This window comes from Methylobacterium frigidaeris, assembly GCF_022179185.1.
Lineage (GTDB): Bacteria > Pseudomonadota > Alphaproteobacteria > Rhizobiales > Beijerinckiaceae > Methylobacterium > Methylobacterium frigidaeris.
Genome location: NZ_BPQJ01000013.1, coordinates 160,978 through 180,119, shown reverse-complemented (window position 1 = coordinate 180,119; position 19,142 = coordinate 160,978). Strand labels below are relative to the sequence as shown.

General features: G+C 71.1%; 20 protein-coding genes. 11 read left to right on the top strand and 9 right to left on the bottom strand.

The window, feature by feature from the left end:
• Window positions 1–146 precede the first annotated feature (146 nt).
• The 4 genes from MFF64_RS15825 to dgcN all read right to left on the bottom strand — a co-directional run bounded on the left by MFF64_RS15825 (window position 147) and on the right by dgcN (window position 2,868).
• A complete protein-coding gene (locus MFF64_RS15825; RefSeq protein ID WP_099904797.1) occupies window positions 147–428 on the bottom strand; it encodes a hypothetical protein in 282 nt (93 codons plus the stop codon).
• A gap of 10 nt (window positions 429–438) precedes the next feature.
• Window positions 439–756: an EthD family reductase gene (locus tag MFF64_RS15820; protein ID WP_099904794.1), complete on the bottom strand. Its 318-nt coding sequence runs from the start codon at window positions 754–756 to the stop codon at window positions 439–441.
• A 124-nt stretch (window positions 757–880) separates the two neighbouring features.
• Window positions 881–1,861 (bottom strand): N-acetyl-D-Glu racemase DgcA, encoded by a 981-nt coding sequence (gene dgcA / locus MFF64_RS15815; protein WP_238191475.1) that lies wholly within the window; start codon window positions 1,859–1,861, stop codon window positions 881–883.
• Window positions 1,858–2,868 carry an N-acetyltransferase DgcN gene (dgcN, locus tag MFF64_RS15810; protein ID WP_099903068.1) on the bottom strand — a complete coding sequence of 337 codons (1,011 nt, stop codon included), beginning with the start codon at window positions 2,866–2,868 and terminating at the stop codon, window positions 1,858–1,860. The genes dgcA and dgcN overlap by 4 nt, the downstream gene beginning before the upstream one ends.
• A 301-nt stretch (window positions 2,869–3,169) precedes the next feature.
• Between dgcN and MFF64_RS15805 the strand changes: the two genes are divergently transcribed.
• The 10 genes from MFF64_RS15805 (at window position 3,170) to trpC (ending at window position 11,786) form a co-directional block, all read left to right on the top strand.
• The gene (locus MFF64_RS15805; protein WP_099903067.1) at window positions 3,170–4,081 is read left to right on the top strand and encodes an amino acid ABC transporter substrate-binding protein; all 912 of its coding nucleotides are present in this window, start codon (window positions 3,170–3,172) and stop codon (window positions 4,079–4,081) included.
• Between the two features lie 168 nt (window positions 4,082–4,249).
• Window positions 4,250–4,969: an amino acid ABC transporter permease gene (locus MFF64_RS15800; protein ID WP_238191472.1), complete on the top strand. Its 720-nt coding sequence runs from the start codon at window positions 4,250–4,252 to the stop codon at window positions 4,967–4,969.
• A 28-nt stretch (window positions 4,970–4,997) separates the two neighbouring features.
• On the top strand, window positions 4,998–5,690 hold the full coding sequence (locus MFF64_RS15795) for an amino acid ABC transporter permease (RefSeq protein ID WP_238191471.1): 693 nt from the start codon (window positions 4,998–5,000) through the stop codon (window positions 5,688–5,690).
• A 158-nt stretch (window positions 5,691–5,848) separates the two neighbouring features.
• Window positions 5,849–6,577, top strand: coding sequence for an amino acid ABC transporter ATP-binding protein (locus MFF64_RS15790; RefSeq protein ID WP_099901375.1), 729 nt, complete (start codon window positions 5,849–5,851; stop codon window positions 6,575–6,577).
• A gap of 187 nt (window positions 6,578–6,764) precedes the next feature.
• The gene (locus MFF64_RS15785) at window positions 6,765–7,334 is read left to right on the top strand and encodes a sigma-70 family RNA polymerase sigma factor (protein WP_438823078.1); all 570 of its coding nucleotides are present in this window, start codon (window positions 6,765–6,767) and stop codon (window positions 7,332–7,334) included.
• 29 nt (window positions 7,335–7,363) lie between these two features.
• Window positions 7,364–8,155, top strand: a complete 792-nt coding sequence (locus MFF64_RS15780; protein ID WP_099903618.1) for an anti-sigma factor family protein — start codon at window positions 7,364–7,366, stop codon at window positions 8,153–8,155.
• Window positions 8,156–8,192: 37 nt separating this feature from the next.
• A complete protein-coding gene (locus MFF64_RS15775; protein WP_099903614.1) occupies window positions 8,193–8,903 on the top strand; it encodes a Bax inhibitor-1/YccA family protein in 711 nt (236 codons plus the stop codon).
• A 223-nt stretch (window positions 8,904–9,126) separates the two neighbouring features.
• Window positions 9,127–9,792 (top strand): anthranilate synthase component II, encoded by a 666-nt coding sequence (locus tag MFF64_RS15770; RefSeq protein ID WP_099903612.1) that lies wholly within the window; start codon window positions 9,127–9,129, stop codon window positions 9,790–9,792.
• A gap of 44 nt (window positions 9,793–9,836) precedes the next feature.
• The gene (trpD, locus tag MFF64_RS15765) at window positions 9,837–10,850 is read left to right on the top strand and encodes an anthranilate phosphoribosyltransferase (RefSeq protein WP_238191467.1); all 1,014 of its coding nucleotides are present in this window, start codon (window positions 9,837–9,839) and stop codon (window positions 10,848–10,850) included.
• A gap of 144 nt (window positions 10,851–10,994) precedes the next feature.
• Window positions 10,995–11,786, top strand: a complete 792-nt coding sequence (trpC, locus tag MFF64_RS15760) for an indole-3-glycerol phosphate synthase TrpC (RefSeq protein WP_238191490.1) — start codon at window positions 10,995–10,997, stop codon at window positions 11,784–11,786.
• Here trpC and MFF64_RS15755 read toward each other — a convergent pair.
• Together MFF64_RS15755 and MFF64_RS15750 are read right to left on the bottom strand one after the other, a co-directional pair.
• Window positions 11,777–12,688 (bottom strand): alpha/beta fold hydrolase, encoded by a 912-nt coding sequence (locus MFF64_RS15755; RefSeq protein ID WP_099908575.1) that lies wholly within the window; start codon window positions 12,686–12,688, stop codon window positions 11,777–11,779. The genes trpC and MFF64_RS15755 overlap by 10 nt on opposite strands.
• Before the next feature lie 633 nt (window positions 12,689–13,321).
• The gene (locus MFF64_RS15750) at window positions 13,322–14,296 is read right to left on the bottom strand and encodes a ribokinase (protein ID WP_238191465.1); all 975 of its coding nucleotides are present in this window, start codon (window positions 14,294–14,296) and stop codon (window positions 13,322–13,324) included.
• A gap of 65 nt (window positions 14,297–14,361) precedes the next feature.
• On the opposite strand from MFF64_RS15750, the gene MFF64_RS15745 reads away from it, so the two are divergent.
• Window positions 14,362–15,141: a GntR family transcriptional regulator gene (locus tag MFF64_RS15745; protein WP_099908567.1), complete on the top strand. Its 780-nt coding sequence runs from the start codon at window positions 14,362–14,364 to the stop codon at window positions 15,139–15,141.
• On the opposite strand, the gene MFF64_RS15740 is transcribed toward MFF64_RS15745, so the two are convergent.
• The 3 genes from MFF64_RS15740 to MFF64_RS15730 form a co-directional block, all read right to left on the bottom strand.
• Window positions 15,117–15,791: a helix-turn-helix transcriptional regulator gene (locus tag MFF64_RS15740; protein ID WP_099908565.1), complete on the bottom strand. Its 675-nt coding sequence runs from the start codon at window positions 15,789–15,791 to the stop codon at window positions 15,117–15,119. The two genes, MFF64_RS15745 and MFF64_RS15740, sit on opposite strands and share 25 nt — an antisense overlap.
• Window positions 15,792–16,355: 564 nt before the next feature.
• A complete protein-coding gene (locus MFF64_RS15735; protein ID WP_099908563.1) occupies window positions 16,356–17,477 on the bottom strand; it encodes a hypothetical protein in 1,122 nt (373 codons plus the stop codon).
• 3 nt (window positions 17,478–17,480) lie between these two features.
• Window positions 17,481–19,136 (bottom strand): acetolactate synthase large subunit, encoded by a 1,656-nt coding sequence (locus MFF64_RS15730; protein ID WP_099908561.1) that lies wholly within the window; start codon window positions 19,134–19,136, stop codon window positions 17,481–17,483.
• Between the last annotated feature and the right edge of the window lie 6 nt (window positions 19,137–19,142).

Below are 19,142 nucleotides of genomic sequence, written 5' to 3'. Positions count from 1 at the left end.
GCGCCGGCGCTGATGCGCCGGTCGCCTTCGCATCGACACGTCGAGGCGAAGGCGCGAGGGTATAATCCGGAATCCGGACGACGACCTCCGGATTCCACATCATGCGCTGCCGCGGCGCCAGAGCGAAGCCGGTCTCAGCACGAGGCTCAGGTCCAGCGGGTCGCGAAGCGGGCGAGGTCCGCCGCATTGTCGAAGGCGACGACACCCAGGGTGCGGGTCTCCTCCGGCAGGCCCGGGAACGGCGCGTAGGTCAGCTTACGCCGGCTGAACGCGGTGCTGGGCGCCTGCTCCGCGGCCCAGTCCCGCACCTCCGGCGCGAGCGCATCGGGATCGTCCGGCGCCACCAGCCCGGACCGCTCGCGCAAGGCCAGGACGTAGGGGCCGAGGTCCGGATGCTGCTCGCGCAGGACCTTGATGATGTCGATCATCACCGAGGCGTCAGAAGCTCTGAGGCTCGTTGATTTGCACGACCGGCTGGCCCTTGAAGAAGTTCGGGATGTCGCCGAAGATGTCCTTGCCGTGGGCCGCCCCGGCCTGCTTGAACTCGTCGAGGGAGCGGAAGGTGAGGAGGGCGATCACCTGGAACGGGGCCGGGCTGCCGTCGGGCGTGCCGCTCGCCTTGACCACCTCGGCCTTCTCCAGGCCCATCGAGGACCAGCGCTCGCGCACCAGCGGCATGTGGTGCTTGAGGTAGTAGTCGAGGTCGAAGGGCTGGGCGTCGGCGCCGCCCGGATACATCACGCTGACCAGGATCATGGCGTACGGTCTCTCCCGGATGCGGGACCCGTTCCCGGTCCCTGACGGTCAGAGAGCACCCTTTGCCGGCCAGGCGCAAGCGCGCCGGGCCCGTCCGAAGGTCCGGTTCAGGCCGAAAATACCCTCATCCCCACAGGGCCGGCTCCGGCGGGTGGATCAGGCTGCCCTCGAAGCGCAGCCCGGGCTCGCGGTCGCGGGCGAGAAGGAGCGGCCCGTCGAGGTCGACGAAGTCGGCGAAGCCTGAGAGCAGCATCGCCGGTGCCATGGCGAGCGAGGTGCCGAGCATGCAGCCGACCATGATCGACAGCCCCTGCGCCTTCGCTCCTTTCGCGAGGCGCAGGGCCTCGGTGAGGCCGCCGGCCTTGTCGAGCTTGATGTTGATCGCGTCGTAGCGATCTCTCAGCGCATCGAGGCCGACGTCGCCGTGCAGGCTCTCGTCGGCGCAGATCGGTATTGGGCGGTCGATGCGGGCGAGCAGCCCGTCGTCGCCCGCCGGCAGGGGCTGCTCGATCAGCTCTACGCCGGCCGCCGCGCAGGCCGCGAGGTTGGCCGCCAACGTCTCGGCCGACCAGGCCTCGTTGGCGTCGACCACGAGCCGCGAATTCGGTGCGCCCCGTCGCACCGCGGCGATCCGCTCAGGGTCGCCGGCGCCGCCGAGCTTCACCTTCAGGAGCGGCCGCGCGGCCGCCACGTGGGCCGCCGCCGCCATCTCCTCCGGGCTGCCGAGGCTCAGAGTGTAGCAGGTCGTCACCGGGGCGGGGGCCGGGATCCCGGCGAGCGCGGAGGCGGGCCTGCCGGCGCGCTTGGCCTCGAAGTCCCACAGGGCACAGTCGAGGGCGTTGCGGGCGGCGCCCGCCGGCATCCGTCCGGCGAGATCCTGCCGGCTCAGGCCGGCGGCCAGCGCCTCGGCCTGCGCCGCGATCAGGTCGCGCACGCCCTCCACGGTCTCGCCGTAGCGGGCGTAAGGAACGCACTCGCCGCGGCCGGTGACGGCGCCGTCCGTGACTTCGGCGGTCACCACCACCGCCTCGGTCCGGCTGCCGCGCGAGATGGTGAAGGTGCCGGCGATCGGCCAGCGCTCGATGGCGGTCGCGAGCCGGATCACGCCGGGAACTCCGCGACCAGACGGTCGACCAGCCCCTCGACCCCGAACCGCACCGGGTCCGTCGCCGGCAGGCCGTGCTCGGCGGCGAGCGTGTCGAGGAGCGCCCTCGCCTCCCCCTCCTCCAGGGCCTGCGTGTTGACTGCGATGCCGGTCGGCCGGATGTCCGGGTTGGTCAGGCGGCCGAGCCGTACCGTGAGGTCGATGACCTCCTGAATGCTCGGCAGCGGGTGCCTGACCCCGCGCATCGTCGTACGGGTCGGCTCGTGGCAGACCACGAAGGCGTCGGCCTGCGCCCCGTGCAGCAGGCCGAGGCTGACGCCGGCGAAGCTCGGATGGAACAGCGAGCCCTGGCCCTCGATCAGGTCCCAGTGCTGCGGATCGGCGGCGGGCGCGATCCACTCGACGGCGCCGGAGATGAAATCGGCCACCACCGCGTCGATGGCGACGCCGCGACCGGAGATGAACACCCCGGTCTGCCCGGTGGCGCGGAAATCGGCATCGAGGCCGCGGGCCCGCATGCCCTTCTCCAGCGCCAGCACGGTGTACTTCTTGCCGACCGAGCAGTCGGTGCCGACGGTGAGCAGCCGCTTGCCCGACCGCCGCGTGCCCTTGCCGGTATCGAAACGCTGGTCGGAGTGGCGCACGTCGTGGAGCTGGCGCCCGTGGCGGGACGCGGCCTCGGCGATCTCCGGCACCGAGCCGAGGCGGGTGTGCAAGCCGCTCGCCACGTCGAGCCCGGCCTCCAGCGCCTGGACGATGGTGGCGACCCAGTGCGGCGGCAGCACGCCGCCGGCATTGACCACGCCGACGATGAGCGTGCGGGCACCCTTGGCGACGCCCTCCGCGATCGTCAGGTCCGGGATGCCGAGATCGGCGGCGCAACCGGGCAGGCGCAGCTGCCCGACGCACCATTCGGGCCGCCAGTCGACGATGCCGTAGGCGGTCTTGGCGGCGAGCCGGTCGGGCACGTCGCCGAGGAACATCAGGTAGGGCGTGGCGATCTGCATCGGTCTCGTCGGTCCGTCGTCGCGGGTTCGTCGCGGGGGCCGAGCAAGCTCAGGGCCGTCGGCGGTGGCACCTTCGCGCGGGCGGGTCCAGGGCGCAACAGGTCCCCCGCGAGGGGCTGCCCGGCCGGGGCGGCGGCGCGCCACGGCTGCGGTTGGCCCGCGGCTTGCCAGGGGCGGACCGGGCACGACCTCCCGGCCTGCGCAGACTGGCCCCGTCCGGGCGCCCCACTCATCCCCAGCCCGACCCTTGACGCCAACATCGCCGTGACGGACTAGGTCTGTGCCCAAAAGGAGAGCACGAATGCGTTTGAGAAGCCTGCTTCCCGTCCTGCTCGCCGGCCTGGCGGCCTCGGCGGGAACCGCCTCGGCACAGGATCTGACCGGGACGCTGAAGAAGATCAAGGAGACCGGGCAGATCACGCTGGGCTACCGCGACTCGTCGGTGCCGTTCTCCTACCTCGACAACAACCAGAAGCCGGTCGGCTTCGCGATGGACATCTGCTACAAGATCGTCGACGCGGTGAAGACCGAGCTGAAGCTCGACAAGCTCGAGGTCAAGCTGAACCCGGTGACCTCTGCGACGCGCATCCCGCTGATCGCCAACGGCACCGTCGACCTCGAATGCGGCTCGACCACCAACAACGTCGACCGGCAGAAGCAGGTCGCCTTCACCAACACCCACTTCCTCACCGCCAACCGCTTCGTCGCCAAGAAGTCGAGCGGGCTGACGAAGTTCGAGGACCTGAAGGGCAAGACCGTCGTGTCGACCTCGGGCACTACGAACATCAAGCAGATCAACGAGTACAATGCCGAGAAGAAGCTCGGCATCACGATCCTGCCGGCCAAGGACCACGCCGAGGCGTTCCTGATGGTCGAGACCGGCCGCGCCGCCGCCTTCGTGATGGACGACGTGCTCCTGGCCTCGCTCGCCGCCGGCTCGAAGGAACCGGGCGCCTACATGATCTCGACCGACGCCCTGTCGAAGCCCGAGCCCTACGGCATCATGCTGCGCAAGGACGATGCGCCGTTCAAGAAGGTCACGGACGCCGCCACGGCCGCCTTCTACAAGAGCCCCGAGTCCAAGGTGACCTACGACAAGTGGTTCATGAAGCCGATCCCGCCGCGGGACATCAACCTGAACCTGCCGATGAGCGAGGCGCTGCAGCACGCCTTCGCCAAGCCGAGCGACAGCCCGGACCCGGCCGCCTACTGATCTGACGCGGCGCGCCGCCCTCCCGAGGGGGCGGCGCTTCCCCGGATCTTCTCCCTCGGCACTTTTCCCTGTGCCTCGACCGCGCCCGGCCTCGCCCGGGCCGGAAAACCGTATACCATCGCCGCCGAGACAGCCTCGACCAAGCCGAGCGGACCCGGAAGACAGGGCATGAACTACAACTGGAACTGGGGCATCTTCTTCGAGGCGTCGCCCGAGGGGAACGGCACCTACGCCGACATGCTGCTGTCGGGCCTGATCTGGACGATCGTCACCGCCCTCTGCGCCTGGGTCATCGCCTTCGCGGTCGGCTCGGTCGTCGGCGTGCTGCGCACCCTGCCGAGCCGGGCGGCGCAGAGCGTCGGCAACGCCTATGTCGAGCTGTTCCGCAATATCCCGCTCCTCGTGCAGATGTTCCTGTGGTTCTTCGTGCTGCCCGAGGTGCTGCCCGAATCCTGGGGCACCTGGCTGAAGCAGTTGCCGAACGCGCCGTTCTACACCGCCGTGGTGTGCCTCGGCTTCTTCACCGCCTCGCGCGTCGCCGAGCAGGTGCGGGCCGGCATCCAGGCCCTGCCGCGGGGCCAGCGCATGGCCGGCACGGCGCTCGGGCTCACCACCGCGCAGACCTACCGCTACGTGCTCCTGCCCAACGCCTACCGCATCATCCTGCCGCCGCTGACCTCCGAGTTCCTCAACAACCTGAAGAACACGTCCGTGGCGCTGACCATCGGCCTCCTGGAGCTGACAGCCCGGGCCCGGGCGATGCAGGAATTCTCGTTCCAGGTCTTCGAGGCCTTCACCGCCGCGACGATCATCTACATCATCATCAACCTGCTGGTGGTGACCGCCGCCGGGCTGATCGAGCGCCGCGTCGCGGTGCCGGGCCGCTAACCTCTACGCTGACGGACAAGGGCCCGCGATGTTCTCGAACTTCGATTTCAGCGTCATCCTCAATTCCTGGCGCTACCTGTTCTTCGACGGGATGACCTTCACGCTGACGCTGACCGCGCTCGCGGCGGTCGGCGGCGTGATCCTCGGCACGCTGATCGCCATGATGCGGCTCTCCGGCCTGCCGGTGCTGCCGCAGATCGCCAAGGCCTATGTCAACTTCATGCGCTCGCTGCCGCTGGTGCTGGTGATCTTCTGGTTCTACTTCCTGGTGCCGTATATCGGGCAGTGGGTCATCGGGGCCGAACGGCCGATCCAGGTCGGCGCCTTCTCCTCCTCGCTCATCACCTTCACGCTGTTCGAGGCGGCCTACTTCTCCGAGATCATGCGGGCGGGCATCCAGTCGATCCCCAAGGGCCAGGCGGCCGCCGCCTCGGCGCTCGGCCTCACCTACTGGCAGTCGATGGGCAACGTCATCCTGCCCCAGGCCTTCCGCAACATGCTGCCCGTGCTGCTGACCCAGACCATCGTGCTGTTCCAGGACACCTCGCTGGTCTACGTCCTGTCGATCACCGACTTCCTCGGTGCCGCGTCCAAGGTGGCGCAGCGCGATGGCCGCCTGGTCGAGATGTACCTGTTCGCCGCCGTGGTCTACTTCGCCGTCTGCTTCATCGCCTCGCTCCTGGTGCGCCGCCTGCAGCGCCGGGTCGCCATCATCCGATAGGGTTCTCGCCCAAGGATTCCCTGCCCATGACCTCCTCCGCGATGCCGCCCGTCAGCCCCGTTCCGGAGCCGCAGGCCACGTCCGCGGCGGCGCCGGCCTCCGGCCCCGTCGGCACCCTGCTCACCGATCCGCCGCCGGTGGCGGCGACCGGCGCGCCGATGATCACCATCGAGGGCATCTCGAAGTGGTACGGCGACTTCCAGGTGCTGACGGACTGCACCACCGCCATCCGCAAGGGCGAGGTGGTGGTGGTCTGCGGCCCGTCGGGCTCCGGCAAGTCGACGCTCATCAAGTGCGTCAATGCCCTCGAGCCGTTCCAGAAGGGCCAGATCACCGTCGACGGGACGCAGATCGCCAACAAGAAGACCAACCTGCCCAAGCTCCGCTCGCGGGTCGGCATGGTGTTCCAGCATTTCGAGCTGTTCCCGCACCTGTCGATCACCGACAATCTGAGCCTCGCACAACGCAAGGTGCTCGGCCGGAGCAAGGACGAGGCGCAGGCCAAGGGCCTGGCGCTGCTCGAGCGGGTCGGCCTCAAGGCCCATGCGCACAAGTATCCGGGCCAGCTCTCCGGCGGCCAGCAGCAGCGCGTCGCCATCGCGCGGGCGCTCGCCATGAACCCGATCGTGATGCTGTTCGACGAGCCGACCTCGGCGCTGGACCCCGAGATGGTCGGCGAGGTGCTGGACGTGATGGTCGAGCTCGCCCGTGAAGGCATGACCATGATGGTGGTGACCCACGAGATGGGCTTCGCCCGCAAGGTCGCCCACCGGGTGATCTTCATGGACAAGGGCGAGATCGTCGAGGACGCGCAGAAGGAGGAGTTCTTCGGCTCCCCGCGCAGCGAGCGCGCCCAGACCTTCCTGTCGCGGATCCTGTCGCACTGAAACGGCCGTCCCGTTCGGACGTGCGCAAGGGGCCCATTCGGGGCCCCTTGTCGTTTCGGCGGCGTCGTTTCGGCCCCCATGCCGACGGCTCGATCACGCGGATGTGAACCTGACCCTGCGCGATGACGGTCGCGCGGAGCGGCGGCGAGGGGATTAGGAACGCGCCTCCGCACGTTTACCCATCATGATGCTTCGCAAGCGCCCCGACGTGCTCGACCTCCTGGTGCCGCTCCGGCGCTACGCCAGATCCCTGACGCGCGATTCCGCGCAGGCCGACGACCTCGTGCACGACACCCTCGTGCGCGCCCTCGAGCGCCAGGGTACCTTGCGGCCCGGCACCAACCTGCGCACCTGGCTGATGACGGTGCTGCACAACGCCTTCATCGACGATCAGCGCCGCCGCAAGGTCGAGGCGCGCTACGCCGACGCCCTCGGCCACATCGTCGAGGAGGCGACGCCGCCTGCGCAGGAGGGGCATGTGCGGCTGGCCCAGGTGCGCGAGGCGTTCCAGCGCCTGCCGGCGGAGCAGCGCGAGGCCCTGCACCTCGTGACGATCGAGGGGCTGGCCTACCAGGAGGCGGCCGATGTGCTCGGCATCCCCATCGGCACGCTGATGTCGCGCCTCGGGCGGGCCCGGGCGGCCTTGCGCAACATCGAGAGCGGCGCCTCCCGCCTGCCGGCCCCGGACGACGCGCCGGAGCGACCGGCCCTGCGCCTGCGGGTGGTCGAGGGCGGCAACGCCGCGAGGGCATCGTGATGAGCGGCGAGCAGTCACCGGAGACGACCATGGATCCGATCACCGAGGCCGACCTGAACGCCTATATCGATGGCCAGCTCGACCTCGCTCGTCGAATCGAGGTCGAGGAGCATCTGGCAGCGCGCCCGGAGGTGGCGGCCAGGGTGATGGCCGACCTGCACACCCGCGACGCCCTCTGCGCCGCCTTCGGGCCGGTGCAGGGCGTGGCCGTGCGGCCCGGTCCGACGCCCGAGCGCCTCGCCGCGGCGGCCCGCCGCCTCGACCGCGCCATGACCTGGCGGCGCATCGGCGCGCGGCTCCAGCGCGCCGCCGTGATCGCCATGCTGGTCGGGACCGGCTGGCTCCTGCACAACGAGACCGGTGATTTCGGGGTGCAGAACACCATCGCCTCGACGCACTACCCGGACTCCGCGCCGGCTTTCGTCGAGGAGGCGCTCCAGGCTCGCCAGGCCGCCCTGGTGCGGGCCCGGGTGACCTCGCAGCGCCCGACGCCGGCCTATGAGCGGCGCGAGGTCGAGGCGGCGACCGGCATCGCCCTGCCCGACCTGCCGGCGGACTGGCGCGTCGACGACATGCAGATCTTCCCCTCGCGCAGCGGCGCGGGCGTCGAGGTCGCGATCGATGCCGGCAGCCTCGGCAAGGTCGCACTCTTCGCGACCCGCACGTCGGACGCGGAGGCGAGCGCTCCCGCCATCGTCCGCTCGCCGGAGGCCGTCACGGTCTACTGGAAGGCCGGGCACGGCGCCTACGCGCTCAGCGGTTCGGGCAGCGAGCCCGATCTCGGCCGCGCCGCCGCCACCCTGGCGGCCCTGCGGCACTAACCTCGTCAACCGCCACCATCCCGGAGCGACCTCCCCGATGAACACCCCCTTCGCCTGGCAGACCCATGCGGCCCCCGCCGGTGCGGTCTTCGACGAGGGCCTGCGGCGGCACATGCTGCGGGTCTACAACACGATGGGCCTCGGCCTGGCGCTGACCGGCCTCGTGGCGCTGGGCGTCTCCTCGACCCCGGCGCTCTACAAGCCGCTCTTCGGCACGCCGCTCAAATACGTCGTGATGCTGGCCCCCCTCGCTTTCATCATGGTGCTGTCGTTCCGCGCCGACCGGATCTCGGCCGCCACTGCCCACACCCTGTTCTGGACCTTCTGCGGGGTGATGGGCCTGTCCCTGGCCTCGATCTTCCTGGTCTTCACCGGCACCAGCATCGCCCGGACCTTCTTCATCACCGCGGCGATGTTCGGCGCGACCAGCCTCTACGGCTACACCACCAAGCGCGACCTCTCGCGGATGGGCTCGTTCCTGGTGATGGGCCTGATCGGCCTCGTCATCGCCAGCCTGGTGAATATCTTCCTCGCCTCGAGCGCGCTGCAATTCGCCATCTCGCTCATCGGCGTCGTGATCTTCACCGGGCTGACCGCCTACGACACCCAGTCGATCAAGGAGCAGTACGCCGACAACTGGGGTGAGGAAGCCAATTCCAAGCTCGCGGTGTTCGGAGCGCTCTCGCTCTACCTGAACTTCATCAACCTGTTCCAGATGCTGCTGAGCCTCACCGGCGAGCGGGAATAGCAACCCTCCTCCACCAAGGACGGACCCTCGACTTCCACCCGCCTGTCCCGCGAGGGATGGGCGGGCTTTTTCGTGGGCCGCGCGGCACATCTGCCGAGACGTATCGAGCGAGGCGAGCGGCCCGCTCGACCCGGAAGCACGGACCCTGCCCGCCCCCGCCGCGTTCCGCCCCCTTGACCTCCCGCCGCCCCAAGCCCCACACCGCGCCCCAAGAGGCGCATCCATGTCCGACATCCTGGTCATCGACAACTACGATTCCTTCACCTGGAACCTCGTCCATCTGATCGGGTCGCTCGCCGGCTCCATCGAGGTGGTGCGCAACGACGCGATCACCGTCGAGGAGATCCGCCGGCGCGCGCCGGACGCCCTGGTGCTCTCGCCGGGCCCGTGCACGCCGAGCGAGGCCGGCGTGTGCCTCGATGTGGTGCGCGACCTGAGCGACGAGATCCCGATGCTCGGCGTCTGCCTCGGCCTCCAGGCGATCGGCCAGGCCTTCGGCGGCGACGTGGTGCGGGCCCCCGCCCCGATGCACGGCAAGGTCTCCCAGGTGCAGCACGGGGCGAACGGGCTGTTTCGCGGCATCAACGGGCCGTTCGCCGCCACCCGCTACCACTCGCTGATCGTCGAGCGGGCCACTTGCCCCGACAGCCTCGTCGTCACCGCGGAGGCCGACGGGCTGATCATGGCGCTGGAGCACGCCGAGCGGCCGGTTCACGGGGTGCAGTTCCACCCCGAGAGCATCCTGTCGCAGCACGGGCAGACCATGGTGCGCAATTTCCTCGACCTCGCCGCGGCGTGGAATGCCAAGGTTCGGAATGCCAAGGTTCGGACCGCCGAGGCCCGGAATGCCGAGCCCCGGGGTGACAAGCGCGGCCGAGATGTGCATTGACGGGCCGGGCGTAGGCCCGCGCTGAGATCAGGCTCGTTATCGTCATGGACTCGTTCAAGCCCTACCTGGCGAAGGTCGCCACGGGCGCCGCGCTGACGCGCGAGGAGGCGCGCCGCGCCTTCGACCACCTGCTCTCCGGCGAGGTGACGCACGCCCAGGCCGGCGCCTTCCTGATGGCGTTGCACGTCCGCGGTGAGGCTCTGGACGAGATCACGGGCGCCGCCGGGGCGCTCCGCGAGCGCATGACCCGTGTCGCGGCGCCGGAGGGCGCGATCGACATCGTCGGCACCGGCGGCGACCATTCGGGCAGCTACAACGTCTCGACCCTCGCGGCGATCGTCACCGCCGCCTGCGGCGTGCCGGTGGCCAAGCACGGCAACCGCGCCGCCTCGTCCCGCTCCGGCGCCGCCGACGTGCTCTCGGCGCTCGGCGTCGGCATCGGCCTGACCCCGGACCACCTCGCCCGCTGCCTCGGCGAGGCGGGACTGTGCTTCATGTTCGCCCAGTCGCACCACGCCTCGATGCGCCACGTGGCACCCGTCCGGGTCGAGATCGGCACGCGGACGCTGTTCAACGTGCTGGGACCCCTTTGCAACCCGGCCGGGGTGTCGGCGCAGCTGCTCGGCGTCTACGCGCCGTCGCTCGCCGAGCCGATGACGCGGGTGCTGGCCGAGCTCGGCAGCCGCCGGGTCTGGACCGTCCACGGCTCGGACGGGCTCGACGAGATCACCACCACCGGCCCGACCGCCGTGGTGGCGCTGGAGGACGGCGCGATCCGCCGCTTCACCATCGACCCGCGGGAGCTGGGCCTGCGCCTCGCCCAACCCGAGGAGCTGCGCGGCGGCGATCCCGCGCACAATGCGAGCGCGTTGCGCGAGGTGCTCGGCGGCGCCCATACGCCCTACCGCGACATCGGCGTGCTGAATGCCGCGGCGGCCCTGATGGTCGCCGGGCGCGTTGTCAGCCTGCAGGACGGCGTGACGCGCGCCGCCCAGGCGATCGACACCGGCGCGGCCAGGGCGGTCCTGGAGCGCCTGGCGGTCGTCTCCAACGCGTGAGCACCCCGCCTCGCGGCGGATCCCGACACTCGCTCAAGACCCCCGACACGCTCCCGAGGGGAGGACACGGCCTTGTCCGACACCGATACGACGTCTCAGGACTCGACGTCTCCCGACGGCGAGGCCCGGCCGCGCCCGGCCGACGTGCTCGCCCATATCGAGGCCTACAAGCGGCGCGAGATCGCCGCGGCGAAGCTGCGCGTGCCGCTCGCCGAACTGGAGAAGCGCGCCGCGAAGGCCGATCCGCCACGCGGCTTCGCCGACGCGATCGCGGCGCACGTCGCACAGGATCGCTTCGCGCTGATCGCCGAGATCAAGAAGGCCTCGCCGTCCCGCGGCCTGATCCGCGAGGATTTCGACCCGCCGACGCTCGCCCGCGCCTACGAGGCGGGCGGCGCCACCTGCCTGTCGGTGCTCACCGACGAGCCCTCGTTCAAGGGCAAGCCCGAATACCTGACGGCGGCCCGCGCCGCCTGCTCCCTGCCGGTCCTGCGCAAGGACTTCCTGTTCGAGCCCTATCAGGTGGTCGAGGCACGGGCCTGGGGGGCGGACTGCATCCTGGTCATCATGGCGAGCCTCGACGACGAGGAGGCCTCGGCGCTGGTCGAGACCGCCCACGACCTCGGCATGGACGTGCTGGTCGAGGTGCATGACGAGGCGGAGCTGGCCCGCGCCCTGCCCCTCGGCACGCGACTCATCGGCGTCAACAACCGCGACTTGCGCACCTTCAAGGTCTCCCTCGACAACGCTGTGCGCCTGAGCCCGCTGGTGCCGCCGGACCGGATCCTGGTCGGCGAGAGCGGCATCGGCAGCCACGCCGACGCGCAGATTCTGGGCAAGGCCGGCATCCGCACGCTGCTGGTCGGCGAGAGCCTGATGCGACAGGACGACGTGACGGCGGCGACGAAGCGGCTGCTGCTCGGCGATCAGGCCTGACCGGGACGCTGGTCGGGTCCTTCGGCGGTCAGGAACCCGACCAGGGTCGCGTTCACCGCTTGCGGCTCCTCGTGCTGGAGCCAGTGGGTGGCGTTAGGGAAGTATCGCACCGTCCCTTGCGCGCAGAGGCGCAGGCTCGCGGCGGCGAGGCCGCGTTCGAGCGCCGTGTCGCGCTCGCCCCAGAGCACCAGGACCGGCGGCCGGATCGGCCCCGGCGCCGGCTCCCGGGGCAGGCGCAGGGCCCGGTACCAGTTCAGCATCGTGGTGATGGCGCCGGGCCGGCGCCAGGCGGCGGCGTAGAGGTCGAGGTCGTGGGGCGAGAAGGCGCCGGGCCGGCTCGAATTCGTGAGCGCACGGCGGAGCGCGGCGCAGTCGCCGGCACGCAGCAGCGCCTCGGGCAGCCCGGGGAGCTGGAACAGCCCGACATAGAAGCTCCGCACCATCTGGCTCGGGTGACGGCGGGCATAGGCGCCGAACACGTCCGGATGCGGCGCGTTGAGGATCGCCACGCGCTCCACGCGCTCGGGATGGCGCGACGCCACCCACCAGGCGACGAGGCCGCCCCAATCGTGCCCGACGAGGCGGAAGCGCGCTCGCCCGGTAACTTGCCCAGTATCTTGCTCAAGGGCGTCGGCGAGGCCGATCACGTCATCGGCGAGGCGGTCGAGATGGTAGGCCGCGATCCCATCCGGCCGGCTCGACAGGCCGTAGCCGCGCTGGTCGGGCGCCACCACCCGCAGGCCGGCACCCGCCAGCGGGCCGATCTGGTGCCGCCAGCCCCACCAGGTCTCGGGAAAGCCGTGCAGCAGCACGGTGAGCGGCCCGTCCGCCGGGCCGGCCTCGGCGATGCTCAGGGTCAGGCCGCGGACCGGGATTCGCCGCGTCACGGGTTCGGTCGGCATCATCGCGGCGGCCTCCTGCGGATTTCGACGGCGAGAGCGAAACGCGGCAGGTGAGAGCCGGGCCCGAGTGCCGCGACTTCTGCGTCACCGAAGCGTTGCGCGGAGGCATCACCTGCGTCGCGGATGCCACAAGACGCGAGACAGCCCTTGCCAGCGCAGCCGGCAGGGCTTAGCTATTGAGTGGCAACGCGGCGATGGCGTCGCGGCGTTGCTGCCCTCTTTGGGCGTTTCCTCCCTAGACTTGGGCCGCACCTCGCGTGTGGCCCTTTTTCTTAGGTACGAGGCGGTCTGTCAACGCTCAAGCTGGCACGGCCAATGTCAGCTTCACGCTGAAGCGCATAGCCGTGCAGGGCCTTGCACCGAGCGCGGCCGGAGCTTGTCAATCCTGGATCGGCGTCATTCACCATCCATCAAGCAAAGGTGCGGATGCGCACGGCGCAGCGCCGCCCCCGGCCCTACACGTTGCCCGGTCACGCGGCGAAGGAGGCTCGGCGATGATCAGGGAAAGACTCGACGACATCCGGTTCATCGTGACTCTCGCGACGGTCGCGATGCTCGGCAGCCTGCTCGCCGGGCTGTTCACGTAGGGCAAAACCTCCGGTTCTCGGAACACAACCATTCGCGCATGGCGCCTCACGCCACTCCGGCGAGCAGGGCCGCGAGGGCGGCGCGGTCCGGCAGGGCGTCGAACACGCCCTTGTGGCGAACCACGCAGGCGCCGCAGGACGCGGCGATGCGCAGGCATTCGGGAAGCGGGCGCCCCCCGGCCAGACCGACGGCGAGACCCGCCGTGAAGGCGTCGCCGGCCCCGAGCGTATCGACGGCCGCGACGGGGAAGGCGGGCTGGACCAGGGCGGGACGACCGGCCTGGAAGGCGAGCGCTCCGGATGCCCCGAGGGTGACCACGACGAGATCCGGCCCGCGGGCGAGAATCGCGCTTGCCAGGACCTCGAAGCCGGAGGGCTCGGCCGCGCCGCAGGGGACGGGTATGCCCAAGGCGGCGCCGAACGCCGCCGACTCGACTGCGTTGACGACCAGGATCGCGGTATCGGCCAGGATCCCCGGCGACGGCATCCGGAACGGCGAGGGATTGAGCAGGGTTTGCACCCCCGCCGCGCGGGCGATCCGGAACGTCTCCGCCACCGCGTCGTCGCCAACCTCGAACTGCGCCAGGACGAGGGCGCTCCCGGCGATCCGCTCCGCCGTCGCCCGCACCTCCGCCGCCCCGAGCCGGGCATTGGCGCCGGGATGCACGGCGAGGCAGTTCTCGCCGAAGGCATCGGTGAAGCCGATGCCGGCGCCGGTCGGGCCGGGGACGCGGCGCAGCATCGCGGCGGACAGGCCGGCGCGCTCCAGGGCCGGCTCGGCGAGCGCTGCCAGGGCGTCGTCACCGATCGCCAGAAGGCCATCGACGACGGCGCCGAGGCGCCGCGCCCCGACCGCGAGATTGAGGCCCTTGCCGCCCGGTTCGACCAGGAAAGCCTGTGCCTGCAGTGATTCGCCCGCTCGCGGCAGGCGTTCAACCGTGGCAGAACAGGCGACCACGAAGCTTCCGAGGACGAAGAGAGCCGGACTGGCCGCCATGTCGACGTTGATCTCGACGCTCATGCCCCCCCTCCATCCGGTCGCTCACGCCGCGCCGCTGCGCGGCCGCCGCATCGGCTGATCCGCCGATGCCCGATCACCCGTCCGGGCCCGGCCCGGGCCATCCTGCCCTGACGAGTCTGGTGCGGTTGCGCCACGATACCGCGAAGCCGCTCTATCAGCAGCTGGAAGAGCAGCTGCGCGCGCTGATCGAGGACGGGACGGTGGCGGGTGGCACGACGCTGCCGGCCGAGCGCCCCTTCGCTGAGGCGCTGGGCGTCAGCCGCACCACGGTGCAGCGCTGCTACGATTCCCTGCGCCGGCAGCATTACCTCACCGCCCATGGCCGGCACGGCTTCATCGTCGCGGCCGGGCGCACCCGGCTCAGCCCGGGCATGGACCGGCTCAAGGGCTTCACCGAGGAGATGCAGGAGCTCGGCCGCGTGCCCTCGACGCGGATCGTCGAGCGCCGCGTGGTCCAGGACCGCTCGATCGCCTCGCTGTTCGGCCTGCCCTCGACGGCGCCGTTCCTGAAGCTGGTCCGCATCCGCTGCGGCGACGGCATGCCGCTGTCGCGGGAGGTGGCGTGGTACGACCTCACGGCGGTGCCGGCGCTGGCCGAGGGCGACCTCGACGGCTCGGTCTACGCGTTCCTCGGCGCTCACGGGGCGGCCCTGGTGCGGTGCCGCCAGACCATCGAGGCAGCGACGCCGGACGAGACCGAGTGCGCGGTGTTCGGCTTCACCCAGCCCCTGCCCTGCCTCCTGATCAAGCGCCGCTCCTACGCCCGCGACGACCGGATGATCGAGTACGTCGAGGGCCTGTTTCGCGGCGACGCCTACGCCTACCGGCTCGATCTCAGGGCCTGAGCCGGCGATCTGAGGGCGTGAGCCGGAACCGGCGCCGCCTCGCTAGCGCCGCACGCCACCGGCAACTGCACCGCCGCCACCAGGGCGACAAGCTGGCTCTGCTGCCGGGTGCCGGTCTTCAGGAAGATGCGGGCGACGTGGGTGCGCGCCGTGGTGACGCTGATGCCGAGTTCCGCGGCGATCTCGGCGAGGCAGCCGCCGCGGGCGAGCGCCGCGCCGACCTGCGCCTCCGCCCGGGTGAGCCCGAACAGGGTGCGCAGCTGCACCTCGATCCGCCCCTGCGCCCGCAGCAGGCGGGCCACCACCACCGCCCGGCCCGGCGCCGCGGCATCGACGAGGGGCGAGACGCAGACCGAGACGCCCGGCTCGTCCGGGCCGCCGCTCTCGAGCTGGAGGAAGCCGCCGGCGTCCCCGGACCGCCCGTCGCAGGCCGCCTGGATCAGGGCGTGGAGCCGCGAACGGCCCTCCGCCTGTCGCGCTCCGAGGCAACCGCCGCTCGCGTGCTGGCCCGACAAGGCCCCGTCGGGACGTTCGAGGAGGTCCGCCGCCTCCCGGTTCGCGTGGAGGATGTGCCCCTGCCGGTCGACCACCAGCACCGCGAGGGCGAGCGCGTCGAGGGCGGCCGCCGCCGCCGGCTGCCAGGCGGTCACGGAGCGGTGGTTCCGGTCAAGCGGCTGCGCCGCCGCCCGTCATCCGTTCGCGCGCTGCCGCCCCGAACGCGTCCGCCCCATCTGCACGCGTGCATCGTCGCCCCCCGGCAAAACTCCGCGATCGAGCGGGCCGCAACCCGCCTGAAGCCATATAAGTACCAAAACCTCTGCGGCACAAGACTGATTATCGCTGTTTCATCGCCGAGATTAAATCGGACAAGATTGATGCGGGCGATTCCGGATGCTTGTGTCTGGTATCGATGGTCGGGCTGCGGCCGAGATTGGTATCATCCTTTCGAAGGGGGGCTGCGCGCCTCTCAGAGGTCGAACGCCGATTATCGGCGCAGGCGCGGTCGTCGAGGCCCGCCAAAGGACATCCAATTGACCCGGTTTCTGGATCGCGTCCGGATGTGCAGAGACGAGGGCTGGCGGTCCAGGGAGTCGATCGGCGATGAACGCAGCGGAATGTGGTAGTCTTCGCGGCGAGGGCCACCACATGGGAATTTCCGCTCTCGCTGCACTGCGGCGAGACGACGATGCGGCCCGGCGGCCTGATCGGTGAGGTCAGGCGGGCGCGCCTGCGAGGCGCGGGGATGTCCGCGCCCGGCGCGGGCGGCGCCAGATCAGGCGGCCCAGAGCCGTGCCGGCGCGGCGGCAGAACAGGGCGACAGCCAGGAACCAGGCGAGGCCGAGCCACAGGCTCTGCAGGATCACCAGGAGGCCCGAACCCAGCACCAGCGCGCCGCGGCCGAGCAGCGCCAGGACCGCGCGGGTGCGCCCGCCCATGCCCTCGGACAGGCGGGCGACCCGGCGCAGGTCATCGGCATTCTCCGCGACCGCGAGCGCCTGAAGGGTGCCGCGGGCGCCGAGCTTGGCCTGGATCCGGGCCGCTTGCTCGCCCACGCTGCGGATCTCCCGGAGCGCGCCCGGCCGTAGCACCCCTTTCGCCCCTTGCCGCAGGGCCGCGAGGTCGAGCCGACCGGCGGCCGCGGTGGCGAGGCTCAACGCCTCCCGGTCGATCGCGGTGCTGGCGCTGCGGGTGAGCCGGGCGGCCAGCGGCCGGGACAGCTTGCCGGTGCGGGCCGCGAGCTTCAGGGTGGTGGTGCCGGCATGGACCGGCACGCTGCTGCCGAGGGACACGATGGTGGCGCTGGTGAGCGCCAGTCCCGCGGTGGCGAGACCGAGGAGCAGCGGGTCGTAGCTCTCGCCCCGGGCGAGCCGCCCGCCCTCGCGCCACAGGTCGCGCAGGTCGCCGTAACCGACGAGGTCGCCCGCCACCGCCCCGGCGAGGCCCGCCATGCCGGCCCCCTCCCCACTGACGAAGCCGGTCGCGGCATCGGACAGGGCCCGGCGCGGCGCGCTCTCGGCAAGCGCCGTCACGGCGGCCCGCCGCTCGGGCGAGACCAGTACGCCCCGCTCCTCCGCCAGTGCCAGGAAGCTTTGTGCCAGGTCGTCGTCGCCCGCCGCGACTGCCGCGTCGAGGCCGGCGCCGATCCGCTCAGGATCGGCGACCGAGGCCAGGCGCAGGGTGGCGAGCGCCGCCGGATCGTCGGCCGCCGCGCGCAAGCGCCAGGCCTGGCTCGCCTTCGGCAGCAGAACGGGGGCCGAGGCGGCGATGCCGGCGGCACCGAGCAGCAGCAGCACCCCGGCCGCGCGCCGGCGCAGATCCGACGTGGGGTTCTTCATGACCTAACCCGGCTCGACCTGCGGGGCGTGGCCGCCGAGCTCGTCGACCAGCACCCGGGTGTTCTCGGAATAGTCGACCGGCACCGCCACGAGATGCACCCCGCCCGCCGCGAATGCGGCCTCGAGGGTCGGCGCCAGGGCGTCGGCGGACGCGACCCGGTGGCCCTTGGCGCCGTAGGATTCGGCGTAAGTGACGAAGTCCGGGTTGCCGAAGGTCATGCCGTAATCGGGGAAACGGTCGACCGCCTGCTTCCAGCGGATCATCCCGTAGGCGCGGTCGTCGAGCACCAGCACCACGAGGTCGAGGCCGAGGCGCACCGCCGTCTCGAGTTCCTGGCTGTTCATCATGAACCCGCCATCGCCACAGACCGCCATCACCCGGCGCTCCGGATGGACGAGCTTGGCCATCATCGCCGAGGGCAGGCCGGCCCCCATCGTCGCGAGGGCGTTGTCGAGGAGGAGCGTGTTGGCGACGTGGGTGCGGTAGTTGCGGGCGAACCAGATCTTGTACATGCCGTTGTCGAGGCAGACGATGCCGTCCTCCGGCATCACCGCCCGCACGTCGTGCACCAGGCGCTGGGGCGTCACCGGGAAGCGGTCCTCCTCGGCCCGGTCGTTGATGCGGGCGAGGATGTGCTGGCGCATCTCGAGCAGGGACGGCTCGGGGTCGAGCCGTCCGCCGAGCCGGTCGGCGAGGGCCGTGACGGTCGCCCCGATATCGCCCACCACCTCGGCATCCGGGTGGAAGACCTGCTCGACGCTGGCCGAGACGTAGCCGACATGGATCACACGGGGCCCGCCGGCGACGCGGCCCATCAGGAAGGGCGGCTTCTCGACGGTGTCGTGGCCGATCGAGAGGATGAGGTCGGCGCTGTCGATCGCCTCGTGGACGTAGTCGCGCTCCGACAGGGCGGCGGTGCCGACATAGAGGTTCGAGCCGCCGGTGACCGCGCCCTTGCCCATCTGGGTGTTGAAGAACGGGATCCGGGTGCGGCGCACGAAGTCGGACAGGGGCTCGACCAGGCGCGGGCGGTTGCCGGCGGCGCCGATCATGATGAGCGGGCGGCGGGCCTGCAGGATCATCGCCGCGGCGCGCTCGATCGCCGCCGGGTTCGCCACCGGCCGGTCGATCGGGTGCGACGGCACCAGGGCGACGTCGGCCTCCTCCGCGGCGATGTCCTCCGGCAACTCCAGATGGACCGGCCCGGGCCGCTCCTCGGTGGCGACCCGGAAGGCGTCGCGCACGATGGTCGGGATCGAGGCGGCGGAGACGATCTGGCGCGTCATCTTGGTGAGCGGGCGCATCGCCGCGATCACGTCGACGATCTGGAACCGGGCCTGGCGGGCGCTCATGATCGGCTTCTGGCCGGTGAGCATCAGCATCGGCATCGCGCCGAGATGGGCGTAGGCCGCGCCGGTCGTGAAGTTGAGGGCGCCGGGCCCCAGCGTCGAGATGCACACGCCGGGCCGGCCGGTCAGCCGGCCATGGGTCGCCGCCATGAAGGCCGCCGCCTGCTCGTGGCGGGTGAGCACCAGCTCGATCTTCGAGGAGCGCAGGGACTCGACGACGTCGAGATTCTCCTCGCCCGGGATGCCGAAGATCCGGTCCACGCCCTCGTTCTCGAGGGCGGCCACCAGCAGGTCGGATCCTTTGGCCATGCGGTG